This window comes from Achromobacter veterisilvae (assembly GCF_900496975.1).
Taxonomy (GTDB): domain Bacteria; phylum Pseudomonadota; class Gammaproteobacteria; order Burkholderiales; family Burkholderiaceae_B; genus Achromobacter; species Achromobacter veterisilvae.
The window spans coordinates 43,946-58,275 of sequence record NZ_UFQC01000014.1; the positions used below are offsets into that span (position 1 = coordinate 43,946).

General features: G+C 67.4%; 12 protein-coding genes. All 12 read right to left on the reverse strand.

What is annotated here, in order from left to right:
• Positions 1-3: 3 nt before the first annotated feature.
• Positions 4-888, reverse strand: a complete 885-nt coding sequence (locus tag AVE30378_RS14860) for a branched-chain amino acid ABC transporter permease (protein ID WP_129241649.1) — start codon at positions 886-888, stop codon at positions 4-6.
• Between the two features lie 68 nt (positions 889-956).
• Positions 957-2,168 carry an ABC transporter substrate-binding protein gene (locus AVE30378_RS14865; protein ID WP_129241650.1) on the reverse strand — a complete coding sequence of 404 codons (1,212 nt, stop codon included), beginning with the start codon at positions 2,166-2,168 and terminating at the stop codon, positions 957-959.
• A 72-nt stretch (positions 2,169-2,240) separates the two neighbouring features.
• A complete protein-coding gene (locus AVE30378_RS14870) occupies positions 2,241-3,599 on the reverse strand; it encodes an MmgE/PrpD family protein (protein ID WP_129241651.1) in 1,359 nt (452 codons plus the stop codon).
• A 43-nt stretch (positions 3,600-3,642) separates the two neighbouring features.
• Entirely contained in the window at positions 3,643-5,136 is a 1,494-nt protein-coding gene (locus tag AVE30378_RS14875; protein WP_129241652.1) for a long-chain-fatty-acid--CoA ligase, read from the reverse strand.
• Positions 5,137-5,211: 75 nt separating this feature from the next.
• Positions 5,212-6,387, reverse strand: a complete 1,176-nt coding sequence (locus AVE30378_RS14880) for an acyl-CoA dehydrogenase family protein (RefSeq protein ID WP_129241653.1) — start codon at positions 6,385-6,387, stop codon at positions 5,212-5,214.
• Positions 6,388-6,392: 5 nt separating this feature from the next.
• The gene (locus AVE30378_RS14885; protein WP_129241654.1) at positions 6,393-7,577 is read right to left on the reverse strand and encodes a dihydrolipoamide acetyltransferase family protein; all 1,185 of its coding nucleotides are present in this window, start codon (positions 7,575-7,577) and stop codon (positions 6,393-6,395) included.
• Between the two features lie 3 nt (positions 7,578-7,580).
• Positions 7,581-8,366: an enoyl-CoA hydratase/isomerase family protein gene (locus tag AVE30378_RS14890; protein ID WP_129241655.1), complete on the reverse strand. Its 786-nt coding sequence runs from the start codon at positions 8,364-8,366 to the stop codon at positions 7,581-7,583.
• A 14-nt stretch (positions 8,367-8,380) separates the two neighbouring features.
• On the reverse strand, positions 8,381-9,355 hold the full coding sequence (locus AVE30378_RS14895; protein WP_129241656.1) for an alpha-ketoacid dehydrogenase subunit beta: 975 nt from the start codon (positions 9,353-9,355) through the stop codon (positions 8,381-8,383).
• 1 nt (position 9,356) lies between these two features.
• On the reverse strand, positions 9,357-10,328 hold the full coding sequence (locus tag AVE30378_RS14900) for a thiamine pyrophosphate-dependent dehydrogenase E1 component subunit alpha (protein ID WP_129241742.1): 972 nt from the start codon (positions 10,326-10,328) through the stop codon (positions 9,357-9,359).
• Between the two features lie 230 nt (positions 10,329-10,558).
• A complete protein-coding gene (locus AVE30378_RS14905) occupies positions 10,559-11,332 on the reverse strand; it encodes an IclR family transcriptional regulator (protein ID WP_129241657.1) in 774 nt (257 codons plus the stop codon).
• An 82-nt stretch (positions 11,333-11,414) separates the two neighbouring features.
• The gene (locus tag AVE30378_RS14910) at positions 11,415-12,191 is read right to left on the reverse strand and encodes an enoyl-CoA hydratase/isomerase family protein (RefSeq protein WP_129241658.1); all 777 of its coding nucleotides are present in this window, start codon (positions 12,189-12,191) and stop codon (positions 11,415-11,417) included.
• Complete coding sequence (locus AVE30378_RS14915) at positions 12,188-14,329, reverse strand: acetate--CoA ligase family protein (protein WP_244235053.1); 2,142 nt, start codon at positions 14,327-14,329, stop codon at positions 12,188-12,190. Before AVE30378_RS14915 ends, AVE30378_RS14910 begins: the two co-directional genes overlap by 4 nt.
• Between the last annotated feature and the right edge of the window lies 1 nt (position 14,330).

The window sequence follows — 14,330 nt, forward strand, 5'->3', positions numbered from 1 at the left end:
TCGTCACACCTTCACTGTTTCGCGCTTGCCGAACAACCCCTGCGGCCGCACCGTCAACACGCCTATCAGAAGCGCGAAGGCGACGACCTCCGCGGCCGCGGGAGATACATAGCCACCCACCAGCTTTTCCAGGACGCCGAGGATCAACCCGCCCACCAGCGAGCCGAACGCGCTGCCCATCCCGCCCATCACGGCGGCGACGAAGGCCAGGATCAGCAGGTGCAGGCCGAAATTCGGATCGACGGTGCCCGACACCTGCGAGACCAGGATGCCGGCGACCCCGGCCAGCACGCCGCTGACCAGGAATGAGAAGACCACCACGCGGTAGACCGGAATGCCCATCAGCGACGCCAGTTCGCGGTCGTGAGCGACCGCGCGCACACCGTAGCCCCAGACGGAATGCCGCAGGAACAGTTCCATCAGGCAGACGATCAGAACGCTGATGGCGAACACGGCGATGTATTGGAGCGAGAGATAGGCGCCCATGAACTCGACGGTATCCGCGCTGCTGAACAGCACGTCCGGGAACGCCACCGCCTGCGTGCCGAACAGCCAGCTCGCCACTCCCTGGAGAAAAATTCCTATCCCCAGGGTGGAAACCACCCACCCCATGCTGCCGGCGATGCGCCGCGTGGGACGGACGCCGACCAGTTCGACCACCCACAGGATGAAGGAAGTCGCCAGCAGCGACACACCCACCGCGAGAAAGACATTGACCCCCGCGCCGACCATGACCGCCGTCAGCATCGCGCCGGCCATCAGCACCGAGCCCTGCCCGAAATTGAGCACGCGCGTGGTCCAGAACGTCAGGTTCAGGCCCAGGCCGATCAGCGCATAGACGGCGCCGACGCTCAATCCCGAAACGACCATTTGGATAAAGAAATCCATATCACCATCATCCATGCAGGCATGGCGCGCATCCGGCGCGATACGGCGCCGGATGCGCGGCGCGCCGATTACTGGGCAACCGGCTGCAGCCGGATCCTGTCGTCCTTCTTGACGTACTCGAACACCTTCACGCCGTCGGTCTCGATGCCATGGTGGCGGTCCTTCGAGAAGTTGTAGGTGGTGTTCACGCCCTGGAAGTCCTTGATCGACTCGATCGCGGCAATGATGGCCTTGGGGTCGCTGGAATTGGCCAGCCGTATCCCTTCGAACAGGACGTTGGCCGCGTCATAGCCGTTGGACACCGAGATCGCCATGAACAATTGCGGATTCTCCGGGTCGTTGCCCCACCAGCGGTCCGCGCCGTACTTGGCCTTGTAGGCCTTGGCGAAATCCGCCGCGGCCGGGCGCAAGGGGTTGCCGAACGCGCCTATCATCGTGCCCAGAGTTCCCAGCGTCAGGTCGCCGGCGCCTTCCTGGTAGGGCTGGCCCAACGCCCCGTTGGAAGCGACCAGCGGGACGTTCACGTTGAGCCGCGCCATGGTCCGGCGCAGGACGGCCAGGTCCTTGCCCAGGCCGATGGCCGCGATCGCGTCGACGTTGGCGCGCTTCATGCGCGCCACTTGCGCGGTCATGTCCTGCGCGCCCTGGTTGTAGGAGTCCGTGGCCACCGGCTTGGCGCCGCCGTTCCTGCCGATGGAGGCGGCCAGGTAATCGACGCCGGTCACGCCGTAGGCGGTGCTTTCATGCACGATGCCGACGCGCTTGAAGCGCTTCGCCAGGTATTCGCCCATGGCTACCGCCTCGATGTCGTTCTGCAGCGCGAAGGAGAACACATTGGGACGCGGTTTCTCGCCGGTCTTCTCGCCGGAGTAGGTCACTACCGGTGTCTGCGCGATGGGGTTCATGTAGGGCCGGCCGTCCGCCTGGGCCATGTCGATCACCGCCAGCGTCGGGCCGCTGCCGGCCGGGCCGATGATGCCGACGATCTCCTTGTTGTCCAGGATCGCGCGCATGTTCTGCACCGCGCGGTCGGGATTCAACTGATCGTCCAGCAGCATGGCGATCTCGATCTTCTTGCCGTTGATGCCGCCCTTGGCGTTCCACTGCTCGACAGCGAGTTCGACGGCGCGGCGGTTGCCTTCGCCGAATTCGCTGTAGGGGCCGGTCAGGGCTGACGTCATGCCGATCTTGACCGTGTCGGCAGCCAGGGCGCTTCCTGAAACCAGCATGGCGGCCGCCACCGCCAGCCACGTGGGCGTGGATTTCCTGTACCAGGACATATTGTCTCCTCCTAGGTTCTTGCTCGTCGTTGTGAGGCGCTCCGGGTTCGCGAAGCGCCATCCGCGGGCCTCTCAGCGGGCCGTCTGGATCTCTTTGAAAGCGGCCAGGACATCGTCCAGGTCCGCGTCCGGCAAAGCGGCCGCGAATCGTTCGATGCGGTCGTAGGCGCGTTGCGCCACGCCGGTTTCCTCGCCGATGCCGCGCACGAGCGTCGATACACGGGCCCGGTCGTAGCTGTATTCGGTATGGTCGGTGTCCATCCGCAGGATGGAGGGGGGCTCGCCATTGCCCGTATCGGCCTCCAGGCGGCAGGCCAGCAAACCCAGCGATTCGTCGGCATGGAGCGTGATCCGGGGGATCAGGCCCTTGACGGCCGCGTCGTCGAAATCCGCCATGCGCGCGATGGTCGGCGCGCCGTGCAGCAATGTCGTGGCCACGCAGAACTGCGTGCTCATCAGCGTCCCGGAAACGCTCTGGAACGGCCCTTCCTTGTCCATGCCCGCATAACCCACGACGGTGGGATTGAGGTAGACCCGCAAGCCCCGCAAGCCGTCCATCCGGTCGCCCAGCCGTTCGCGCAACAACAGGCTGGCGCGCACCGGCGTCTGGTTGAGCGCGCACACGGGATAGGGCTTGAACGTGACTTTGAGCAGGGACCAGTCCCTGCCCAATCCGCCGGCGATGGCATCGGCATCGCACTCGGTCCGGACGAAGGCGCGCGTGAAGCCGGCGTGCCCCTCGAAGGCGCCGGCCGCCGACACCGAACCGTTGGCCGCGAGCGTCGCGGCCGCCAGGCCGTTGCGCCCCGCCATGCCGACCTGATAGCGCCACTCGTCGGTGCCGTCTCCGAATGATTGCAGGATGCCGCCCGTGAACGAGGCGGCATTGGACAGGGCCGCCGCGGTCCGCTCCACGGACAAGCGCCACAGCCGCGCCGTGGCCGCCGCGGCCGCGATCGTTCCGTAGAGCGGCGACGCGCGCAGTCCCGCCGCCGTGGTCCGCGCCGAATAGGCGGACTCCAGCGCGCCGCCCACTTCATATCCCGCCACCAGCGCCGGCAGGAAATCCTCCATGCGCCCTTCCCCCCGCTCCACCAGCGCGGTCAGCAGCGGCAGCAGGATGGCGCCGAAATGCGCCACGCCGCAGGTGTCCTCCTGGGCCCGGCCATGGAACAACGCGGCGTTGGCCAGCGCCGCGCCGGCGACAGTGCTGCGGCGGCCGCTGCCCAGCAGCGTGGCGCCGTCCGGACGCTCGCCGTCCATGGCCAGCGCGGCGCGCTCGGCCACGCCGAAAAACGGCGTGGGATGCGAACCCAGCGCGATGCCGTAGCCGTTGAGCACGCAGGCCCGGGCTTTTTCGATCACCGATTGCGGCAGGTTCCCCATGGCAAGCTGCGCGGAAAATTCCGCGAATCGTCCGGCCAAACGCATGATGTCTTCCCCTTTTCTGTCCTGCCCGCTCCCCGATGGAGCGTCAGGCGTTGTACTGGTCCCGCAGCACCCGCTTGAGGACTTTCCCGGACGGATTGCGGGGCAGCTCCTCCACGATCTTCAACTCGCGCGGCACCTTGAAGTTGGCGACGCGCTTGCGGCAATGGCGATCGATCTCCTCCAGCGTCAACGTCTGACCGGGATTGAGCACCACGACGGCGGTGATGCGCTCGCCCCATTTCTCGTCATGCACGCCGATGACGGCGGCTTCGGCGATCTGCGGCATTTCGTACAGGACGGCCTCGACCTCGCTGGAAGCCACGTTCTCGGCGCCGGTCAGGATCATGTCCTTGCTGCGGTCGGTCACGAACAGAAAGCCTTCGTCATCCAGGTAGCCCACGTCGCCGCTGCGCAACCAGCCGCCGAAAAAAGCCTCGGCGGTTTTTTCGGGCGCGTTCCAGTACCCCCGGGTCACCTTGGGCCCCCGCACGCAGATTTCGCCTATCTGGCCGGCCGGCAGCCAGCGTCCTTCGTGATCGGCGATGCGGATTTCCACGTGCGGCAGGGCGCGGCCGGTGGAGCCGATCTTCTCGATCTCGCGGCCCGGCTCCATCAGCGTGTCCCCGCTGCAGGTCTCCGTCATGCCGAAACCGTCGATGAAGCGGCCATGGGTGAACACGCGGGTAAAGTCGCGGATGCGGGATTCGGGCGTCTTCTCGCCGCCGGCGATGCACCAGCCGAAGGTCTCCAGGGCGAACCGCTCGGGATTCGGCACGGCCAGCACGCGGCTGAGCATCACGGGCGCCATCCATCCGCAGGTCAGGCGATGGCGTTCGATCGACGCGAGCACGGCCTCCGGATCGAACTCACGGTGCACGCACAGCGTGCCGCCCACCCAAAGCACCGCGATGCCCGGCAGGTCGAACGCCCCGACGTGGTACAGCGGCCCGACCACCAGCAGCCGCTCCTTGCTGGTCAGCCCGAGCGCGATGACGTGGTCGATCGACTTCCAGTGGATGTTGCCGTAGGAATGCATCACCCCCTTCGGCCTGGAAGTGGTGCCCGACGTGTACATCAGGCGCACCAGGTCGTGCTCCGCCGTGGCGGCCTGCTCGGGAACGGCCAGGCCAGGCTCGGCCAGGCGGCGCGAATCGGCCTGGGCCGCGGCATCGACAATCACCTTGGGCGTTTCCAGCGCCACGATTTCCGGAAATTCGTCATCCACGAACAACAGCTTGGCGTTGGCGTCTTCCAGTATGTAGCCGGCCTCCGGGGCCGCCAACCGATAGTTGATCGGCAAAAAGACCGCCCCGAGATAGCTGGCGGCGAAGGCGAGTTCCAGGAAGGCGGCGCTGTTCTTCATGAACAGGGCCACGACGTCGTTGCGGCCGACGCCGCGCGACTGGAGCAGGGCCGCCGCCTGGCGGATCCGCTCCTGGAAGTCGGCGTAGCTTATCGCCTCGTCCCGGTAGATGATGGCTGCGCGATCGGGCTCGCGCCGGGCGTGATACGCAATCGATGCGCTCAGGTTGAACATGTTGGGTCTCCCTTGGATGGCGGCTCAGTGCGCGGGTAGCGGCCGGAGCCGGTCCCGCGTCTCGATTGTGCAGGTTCAGTACGATTTCGGCATGCCGAGGTCGTGAATGGCGATGTAGTTCAGGATCATCTCCTCGGATACCGGCGCAAACTTGAACAGGCGGGCGTCGCGCCACAGCCGCTCGACGTGGAATTCGCGCGCATAGCCCATGCCGCCCATGGTCTGCATACTGCGTTCGATGGCATGGCTGGCCGCTTGCGAGCCGATGAGCTTGGCGATGTTGGCCTCGGTTCCGTACGGCAGCCCCTGGTCGCACAGGGCGGCGGCGTTCAGGTTCATGAGACGGGCGCACTGCAATTCGGCGTGCGACTGGGCCAGGGGAAACTGCAAGCCCTGGTAGGCGCTGATGGGCTTGCCGCCGAATACCTTGCGATCGTTGGCGTACTGCACCGCCAGGCGTTCAGCCAGGCGGCCCGCCCCGACCAGGCTGGCCGTCGTCACGATGCGCTCGGTATTGAGCACATCCAGAAGTTCGCGGAACCCCTTGTCCAGCGTGCCGACCAGTTCATGCGGTTCGATACGGACGTTGTCGAAGAACACCGAGCAGGCGCTGAGGGTCTGCGTGCCGACCTTGTCGATGGAAGAATAGGTCAGGCCCTCTCGCTCGACGTCGATGATGAACATCGAGATGCCGTCGGTGGGCCGCGCGCCTTCGACCGGCTTGGCGGTGCGGGCCACGACCAGCATTTTCTGCGCGGCGTCCACCGCGGTGATCCAGATCTTGCGGCCGTCCAGTCTCCAGCCGCCGTCCGGCTGCGCTTCGGCGAAGCTCTTCATGGCCAGCGTATTGGTGCCGGCGTCCGGCTCGGTGAGCGCCATGCAGAAATTGATCTGCCCGCCTATCAGCCCGGGCAGCAGCTCGCGCTTCATCCGTTCGCTGCCGAACCTGGAAATGGGCACGCCCCCGAATATCGGATTGATCATGAACAACTGGCCCAGCGTCGAACCACCGCCGCCCGCCGAAAGCTCTTCGACGATCAGCGCCAGTTCCACCATGCCCAGGCCGGACCCGCCATGCGCCTCCGGCAATGCGGCGCCCGCGAGGCCGGCGTCGCAAATGGCCTGCCAGCATTCCTGCGGAAAGGCCTTCTCGCGGTCCTGTTCGTACCAGTAGTCCACGCCGTAGGTTTCGCCGATCCGGCGCGCGGTCTCGACGATCAGCTTCTGCTCGTCCGAAAGCGAAAAATCCATGGGGTCTATCCTTGAGTCTGGGTGCGCAGCAGCCGGTACGGGTCCTGCAGCAGGTCGATGACGTAATTGAGGAATTTCAGGGCGCCGGCGCCGTCGTGCAGCCGGTGGTCCGCGGCCAGCACCAGGCCCATTTCGCGCTTGAGCGCCGGCGCGCCTTGCGCGTCGGGGCGGAAAACGTCCCGCACGCTGCCGACTCCGAGAATCGCCGACTGCGGCGGATTGATGATCGGCGTCATGTAGGTGACGTTGAACATGCCCGCGTTGGAGATGGAGATCGCGCCGCCGTTCATGTCCGCGTGCGTGGCGTTTCCGCTTCGAACGCGTTCGAGCAAGCCGTCGGACTGCCGGGCGATCCCGTCCAGCGTCGCCGCGGCCAGGCCATGCAGCACAGGCGCCATCAATCCACGCTCGGTGGAGACCGCCACCCCGACATCGACCTCATCGAACTGGACAATCTGGCCGTCGCTCCAGATGCGGTTCTGCTGCGGCAGCGCCGCCAACGCGCGGGCCACGGCCGCGATAACGAAATGGTTCAGCGTCAGCCTGGGCGCGCCAGGCTGATCGTTCAGGCGGCGCCGCAAGTCAAGCAGCTCGCCGATCTCGGCCTCCGCCGCCAGGTAGAAATGCGGAACCTGCTTGGCCTGCGTCATCCGCCTGGCCATGGACTGCACCAGCCCGCTGGCGGCGACGCGCTGCCCGCGCTCCTGGAGCGGGGCTTCCGGCGCCGGCGCCTTCGCGTGGCGGACGTCCGCCGCCTTGATGCGCCCGCCCGGCCCCGTGCCGACGACCCCGGCAAGGTCCAGGTCCATTTCGCGGGCCAGGCGCCGCGCCAGCGGCGTGGCCACGATCCTGCCGCCCGTAGCGGGCGCGGGCGGGACGGCCGGCACGCTCGCCGCGGGCGACTCGGCCGGGGCGGATCCGCCCGGTTCCTGCACGGCCTGCTGGCCCGGCCCCGTCCAGTGGGCGACCACCGCGCCGACCGGCACCGTTTCCCCCGCGGGAACGAGAATCTCGCCGATCAGGCCGTCGGCTTCCGCGGCGATCTCGTTGGCCACCTTGTCCGTCTCCACCACGAACAGGGGATCGCCAGCCTTGACCTGATCGCCGGCCGCCACGCACCATTCGATCAGCATGCCCTCCGTCATGGTCAGGCCGAGCTTGGGCATCAGGAGGTCGTTCAACGGGCTCATGGGTTACTGCCCCGTAAAGCGCGCTTCGCGCTTTTCGAGAAACGCGCCGACGCCTTCGTGCGCATCGCGCGTATCCAGCACCAGCCCTATCATGGCCTGCTCGTGCGCCAGCGCGTTGGCCAGCGGCATGTCCGCGCCGTCGCGCAGCGTGCGCTTGAGCAACTTGAGCACCAGCGGCGATTTGCCGGCGATCTGGCCGGCCAGCGCGAGGGTTTCCTCCATGAGCTGGCTTTGCGGCACCACCCGGTTGGCCAGGCCGATGCTTACGGCCTCGGCGGCGCCGATGCGCCCGCCGGTGAACATCAACGCCTTGGCCACGCAGGGAGAAACCTGCCGGATGATGCGTTGCGTCCCGCCCGCCCCCGGGAACAGGCCCAGGTTGATCTCGGTGAGCGCGATCATGGCGCTGTCCGCCAGGATGCGCAGGTCCATTGCGAGCAACAGTTCGGTGCCGCCGCCGAGGGCCCATCCATTGACCGCGGCGATCGTGGGCTTGTCGCTGATTTCGATGCGCCGGAATACGCGGTGGATGTCTTCGGCGAATTCCTGGTAGTGGGCCAGCCCCTGGCGCGAATTCAGGTCCGCCAGGTCGCCGCCGGCCACGAAGGATTTGTCTCCCGCCCCGGTAATGACGATGACGCGGCATTCGTCGTTGGCCTCCAGCGCGGCGAACGCCTGCTCCAACTGGAGCAGCGTCGACGTATCGAGCGCATTGTGCAGCTTCGGCCGGTTGATGGTGAGGATGCCGACGCGGTTGCGGATTTCGGCAAGGATGCTTGATTCGTTCATGCTGTCTCCTGGAGTCAGGCGCAGAGCTTGCGCGCGGCCGCGATGACGTCGGCCTCTTGGGGCTGATACTGTTCTTCAAGCGCTGGGGCGAACGGCACCGGAACGAAGGGCGCGGCGACACGGACGATGGGCGCGTCCAGCTCGTCGAAGCCGATATCCGCCATGCGCGCGGCGATTTCGGCGCCCACGCCGAATGCCTCGACGGCTTCGTGCACGATGAGCAGCCGATGCGTGCGGCGCAGCGAGGCAAGCACCGCCTGCTCGTCCCAGGGCTGGATGCTGCGCAGGTCCAGGACCTCCGCTTCAATACCGTCGGCGGCCAGCGCTTCGGCGGCGCGCAACACCTTGTGCACCGTCGCGCCGTAGCTGACCACCGTCAGGTCGCGTCCCGCGCGGGCCAGCCGCGCCTGGCCCAGGGGAATCGGTCCCGCATCCTCCGCCACTTCGCCCTTCAGGGCGTACAGGGCCTTGTTCTCCACGAAGACCACCGGGTCCGGATCCCGGATCGCGGATTTCAGCAGGCCATAGGCATCGGCGGGATTGCTGGGGCACACCACTTTCAGGCCCGGGATATGCGCGAACCAGGCTTCCAGGCATTGGGAATGCTGCGGGCCCGCGCTGATGCCGCCGCCGTGCGGCGTACGCACCACCATCGGCACGCTGGCCTGCCCGCCGAACATGAACCGCGCCTTGGCGGCCTGGTTGACCAGCGCGTCCATGGCCAGCGTCATGAAATCCATGAACATGATTTCGAGCACGGGCCGCAGGCCGGACAAGGCCGCGCCGACGGCGGCGTTGGCCATCGCCGCCTCGGAGATCGGGGTGTCCCGGATGCGGTCCGGACCGAAGCGGGCATGCAGGCCACGCGTCACGCCGAACGGCCCGCCCGCCTCCGCGATGTCTTCCCCGAACAGGAACACCGCGGGGTCTTCCTCCATGCACTCGGCCAACGCGCGGTTGATGGCATGGGCAAAACGAAGTTCGGCCATCTCAGTTCGCCTCTGTAGTGGTGTACACATCGTCGCGGGCAGCCTGCCAGACCGGCGACCGGCCCTGGCGCGCACGCTCGACGGCCCGTTCGACCTGCGCCTGGACCTCTTCGTACGCCTGCTGGCGCTGCGACTTGGCCACGCCCCGCTTATCGAGCACCGCCTCGAAACGCGCGACCGGATCGTGTTCGCCCAGGCCTTCGATTTCCTCGGAAGGACGGTATTTCTGGGGATCGCCTTCATAGTGGCCGCGCCACCGATGGGTTATGCATTCGAGCACCCGCGGACCGTTGCCCGCGCGGATGCTCTGCACGGCCGCGCGCGCGGCGTCCGCCACCCGCAGCACGTCATTGCCGTCGATTTTTTCGTGGGGAATTGAAAAGGCGGCCGACAGTTTTTCCAGCGGCGCCACGAACTGCTTGTGGGTGGGGGAAAACTCCGCCCAACCGTTGTTCTCGCACAGGAACAGCAGCGGCAGGCGCCACAGCGAGGCCAGGTTCAGGCTTTCGTGCAGCACGCCTTCGGCCATGGCGCCATCGCCGAAGAAGGCCACCGCGACGGCATCCTTTTTCCTGACCTGATGGGCCAACGCGCTGCCCAGGGCGATCGGGATGCTTGCGCCGACGATCGCGTTGGCGCCCAGCATGCCGATGGACATATTGGCCACGTGCATCGACCCGCCGCGTCCCTTGCAGATTCCTTCGTCGCGCGCCATCAACTCCAGGAAGAACTCCTCGATATCGATGCCCTTCGCCAGCGCATGGCCATGGCCCCGATGCGTGGACGCGACCGTGTCGTCCGGCCGCAGCACCATTCCCATCGCGGCGGCGACGGCCTCCTGCCCAATGCTGAGATGGATGAACCCGGGCACCTCTCCATCGGCGAACAAGCGTCCCAGCCTGAGTTCCGCCAACCGGATGCGCAACATGCGCCGGTATGCGTCCAGCAATTGCTCTTTGTTGGCGCTAGCCACCATTGCCTCCTCGTAACCACCGCGATTTCTGAATCGAAGCGCCGGCTTGCGGCTGCTTCGTTACATATTAGTTATCGGTCAGTTAATTTACTAACCGGACGGTTAAATGAATGATAAGCACGGTCCCGGCGGACGTCAATCATGTTTTTTACGGAGTCGGGCCAGGCGGCGGACAGCCGCCTTCCGCGCCTGCGCGGGCGCAAGGGCGCAACGTCAAGCCAGGCGGAGGATCAGCCCCGGCCGCCCGAGAGCGCGCGCGTGATCAGCGCGGCGCGATCGCGCAGGTCTACTCCCAGGCGCTTGAGCGCGTCGCCGGAAAACTGCGCGCTGAAGCCGACCGCGCTGATGGCCATGGCCGGTTTGCCGAATTCGTCGAGCACGGCGGCCGAGACGGTGCTCACGCCCTTCACGTATTTGCCGGCGTCGATCGCATAGCCGTTTTCACCCGCCTCCCGCACGCCCGCCAGGTATTCCCGGAAGGGGGGCTTGTCGTCCCAGCGCAGGCTGTCGAAACGTTGGCGCAATTCGTCCTCGTCCAAGCCCGAATGCGCCGCCATGCATCGGCCCAGCGCCGCGATGTACATGGGCAGGCGCTGGCCGACGCTCATGTGGACCCGCACCGAACTGTCGGTGTCGGCCCGGTCCACCAGCACGACGCGCTCGTTGGAGGTGCGCTGCCAGAGCGTCGCCGTAACGCCATGCACGCGCGCGATATCGCGCAGGTGCGGATGGATCAGCCTCACGTAGGAACCCTGCTCCAGCACCCCTTTGGCCAGCTCCACCAGACCCAGCGCGATGGAGTAGGTCTTGGTGGCTTCGTCGAACGTCACCAGTCCCTCGTAGACCAGCGTCTTGAGGAAGTTGTAGCAAGTGCTGGAATTGAGCTGAAGATCCCGCGCCACGCGAGTGACGCCCACGCCCGAGGGCGCCGCGCTGAGGTAGCGGAGCACGCGCAACCCGCCCACAAGCGCGCCCACGAGTTTTTCTGGCTGTTCGGTCGTCATTCGGAAGACAGAGAATTTCTCTGGATAGAAAAGGTCAAAAATTGTGGCATAGAGCGCCACCCGGCACAAACCGGGCCTGCCCTCAATCGGCGCGCGCGCCGCGCAGCCCGGCCAGGTAGGCGCGTATCGCCTCCTGCACGCCGGGACGGCTGAAGTTCTCGTGCATCAGCGGCTCGAGCGCTTCGATCCGCTGGACCACCGCCTCGGGCGGCTCCATCCGCAGGCGCGCCTTGCGGGCGATCGCGAGCGCTTCGCCGCGCGCGCAATAAAAGGCCAGGCGCCGGGCCGCGAGCGCGTCGAACTCCCCCGCCGCCAGCACGTCGGTCACCAGGCCCAGCTCGCGGGCCGCGGCCGCCTCCAGCGGCTGGCCGCTCAGGCACAACTGCCTGGCCCGCGCCGCGCTGATCTTCGTCTCCAGCGCGACCTGGACCATGACGGGGTACATGTTGAAGGCGATCTCCGGGCACACGAGACTCAGGTCCGCCGCGGCGATGACGATATCGGTCATCGCCAGCAGCATGACGCCGGCCCCGGCGGCTTTGCCCCGGGCGACGGCCACGATGGGCGCCGGGCAACGCGCCATCGCGGCCATGAGCTCGCGCAGGCCCGCGCCCTGCGCGTCCAGTTGCGCCGCGCCGCTGGCGAATTCCTCGATATCGCCGCCGGCGCAGAACAGCGTGGGCGAGGCGCTGCTGAGCACGACCATGCCGATGCCGTCCTCCGCCACGCGGTCGATCGAACGCCGCAATCCGGCAAGCATTGCCGCGCTGAGCGCATTTGCCTTGCCGGCGCGGTTCAGGACGAGGTTGCGGACGCCGTCCGCGTCCCGGACCAGCACATGGGCCGACGCGCCGGTCATTCGGACCTGCCCACCACGGCATCGAGCACCCAGGCCTGCCCGCCCCCCACCGCCAATGGGTTGATCTCGATTTCAGCCAGGTCGGGCCGCGCGAGAAAAGCGTCGCACAGACGGGCGACCTGCCTTGCCAGCGCGGGCACATCCACCGCCGCCCGCCCGCGAAACCCCCGCAGCAGCCGGGCCGACCGCAAGCCCTCGATCATTTCCTGGATGCTCGCGGCGTCGAGCGGCAACAGGCGGCTGGCCACGTCCGGATCGAGTTCCACTTCGACCCCGCCGCGGCCCAGCGTGAGCGTGGGGCCGAACTTCGGATCGCGGCGCAAGCCCAGCAGCAGTTCGTGGTCGAACGGCTGCATGGCCTCGATCAGGATGCTCCAGTCCTCGATGCGCCTATCGCGCGCGATCTGCCCCAGGCGCCGCAGCGCGGCCCGCAGGCTGTCGTCGTCCGCTATCCCGAGCACCACGCCGCCTATGTCGCTCTTGTGGAGCACATCGCTGGCCTGCAGCTTGGCGACGACCGGATAGCGCAATGGCCGGGGCAGGCTGTCGGGCGGATCCTCCCCCACCAGCACGCTTGCGGGAATGCCCTCTATGCCCATGTCGCGCAGCAGCGCCTTGCCGGCCCACTCCGCCATGAAGGCGGTCTTGCCGGCCGGCGCGGCCGGCGAGCGGCCCTCGGGCGGCGCCGGCATGGCCAACGCCGCCTCGCGCAATGCGTTGAGGCGCACCGCGGCGCCCAGGGCTGCCACGGCGGGAGGAATATCGCGGAACACCGGAATGCTGGCCTGTTCCAGGACGGCCGCCGACGTCTCCTTGACGCCGATCCAGATCACGATGATGGGACGGCGCGTGCGCTGGCGCGCATGCGCGATGGCGTCGGTGAAGGCCGTGGCGATGCTGTGCATCAGCCCGACGAACAGCACGATGGCATCGTTGCCCGGATCGCTGGCCACCGCCTCGAGCGCCCGCGAAATGCTGGGCGTGTCCTGTACGACGTTGCCCGTGAGATCCAGCGGATTGGCCGCCTTGACGAACGAAGGCAGCACCGGCGCCAGCGCATCGGCCGTTTGCGGCGCGAGCGCGGGCAGTTCCAACCCCCAGCGTTCGGCCTCATCGGCGATCAGCACCCCCGCGCCGCCGGATACCGACATGACCGCCAGCCGCTTGCCCCGCGGCACGCTGTCGAACAGGAATAGCCGGGCCACGTCCATCATCTGGCCCAGAGAATCCACGCGCAGCGCGCCGTGCTGGCGCAGGCAGGCGTCGTACAGCACGTCGTCGCCGGCCAGCGCGCCGGTATGCGAGGCGGCCGCCGCCGCGCCCGCCCGCGAGCGGCCGGCCTTGATGGCGATGACCGGCTTGCCGGCCGCCGCCGCGCGCAGCAGCGCCCGGCGGAATGCCGCCGAATCCCGGATGTCCTCGACGTACAGGCCGATGACGCGCGTGTCCGCGTCGTCGGCCAGGTAGGCGATGGCAGCGGCGGCATCCATGTCGCATTCGTTGCCGGTCGTGATCCATTTGCTGAACCCGAGCCCCGAGCGCAGGCAAATGTCCATCCAGTACGCCCCCAGGGCGCCGCTCTGGCTGACAAAGGCGAAGCCTCCCCGCTCGATCGGCGTTTCCTCCAGGGCGGTCGTAAAGGAAGCGATCAGGCCGGTGGCGCTATTCGCCACGCCCAGGCAATTGGGGCCGAGGATGGTGACGCCCTGGCTGCGGGCCAATTCGCCCAGCCTGCGTTGAAGCGCGGCGCCCTCCTCTCCCGATTCGGAAAAGCCCGAGGAAAACACGACGAACGCCTTGACGCCGGCCGCCGCGCCTTCGCGGACCACCTCCTCGACCATCGCCGCCGGCGTGCCGACGATGGCCAGGTCCACGGGCTCGCCGATCGCGGACAGCGAGGGATAGCTCTTGAGCCCCTGCACCTGGTCACGCGTCGGATTGACGGGGAACAGTTTGCCCGCGAACCCGCGGGACAGCATGTAGGCCAAGGGACGGCCGGCAATCTTGCCGGGGTCGGCCGACGCGCCGACGATGGCGACGCTGCGCGCTTCCAGCACCGCCGCCGCGCGCGCGGCCCCATCCCGTTGCGCCGATGCTCCGCGCTCGGCGGGCTCCGAGGTCATCGCTTCTTCCCTCATT

Coding starts and splice junctions, on each gene's coding strand:
- AVE30378_RS14885 (WP_129241654.1), bottom strand. CDS start 7,577: ATGAGCCCGTTGAACGACCTCCTGATGCCCAAGCTCGGCCTGACCATG.
- AVE30378_RS14905 (WP_129241657.1), bottom strand. CDS start 11,332: ATGACGACCGAACAGCCAGAAAAACTCGTGGGCGCGCTTGTGGGCGGG.
- AVE30378_RS14895 (WP_129241656.1), bottom strand. CDS start 9,355: ATGGCCGAACTTCGTTTTGCCCATGCCATCAACCGCGCGTTGGCCGAG.
- AVE30378_RS14880 (WP_129241653.1), bottom strand. CDS start 6,387: ATGGATTTTTCGCTTTCGGACGAGCAGAAGCTGATCGTCGAGACCGCG.
- AVE30378_RS14910 (WP_129241658.1), bottom strand. CDS start 12,191: ATGACCGGCGCGTCGGCCCATGTGCTGGTCCGGGACGCGGACGGCGTC.
- AVE30378_RS14890 (WP_129241655.1), bottom strand. CDS start 8,366: ATGAACGAATCAAGCATCCTTGCCGAAATCCGCAACCGCGTCGGCATC.
- AVE30378_RS14915 (WP_244235053.1), bottom strand. CDS start 14,329: ATGAGGGAAGAAGCGATGACCTCGGAGCCCGCCGAGCGCGGAGCATCG.
- AVE30378_RS14870 (WP_129241651.1), bottom strand. CDS start 3,599: ATGCGTTTGGCCGGACGATTCGCGGAATTTTCCGCGCAGCTTGCCATG.
- AVE30378_RS14875 (WP_129241652.1), bottom strand. CDS start 5,136: ATGTTCAACCTGAGCGCATCGATTGCGTATCACGCCCGGCGCGAGCCC.
- AVE30378_RS14865 (WP_129241650.1), bottom strand. CDS start 2,168: ATGTCCTGGTACAGGAAATCCACGCCCACGTGGCTGGCGGTGGCGGCC.
- AVE30378_RS14860 (WP_129241649.1), bottom strand. CDS start 888: ATGGATTTCTTTATCCAAATGGTCGTTTCGGGATTGAGCGTCGGCGCC.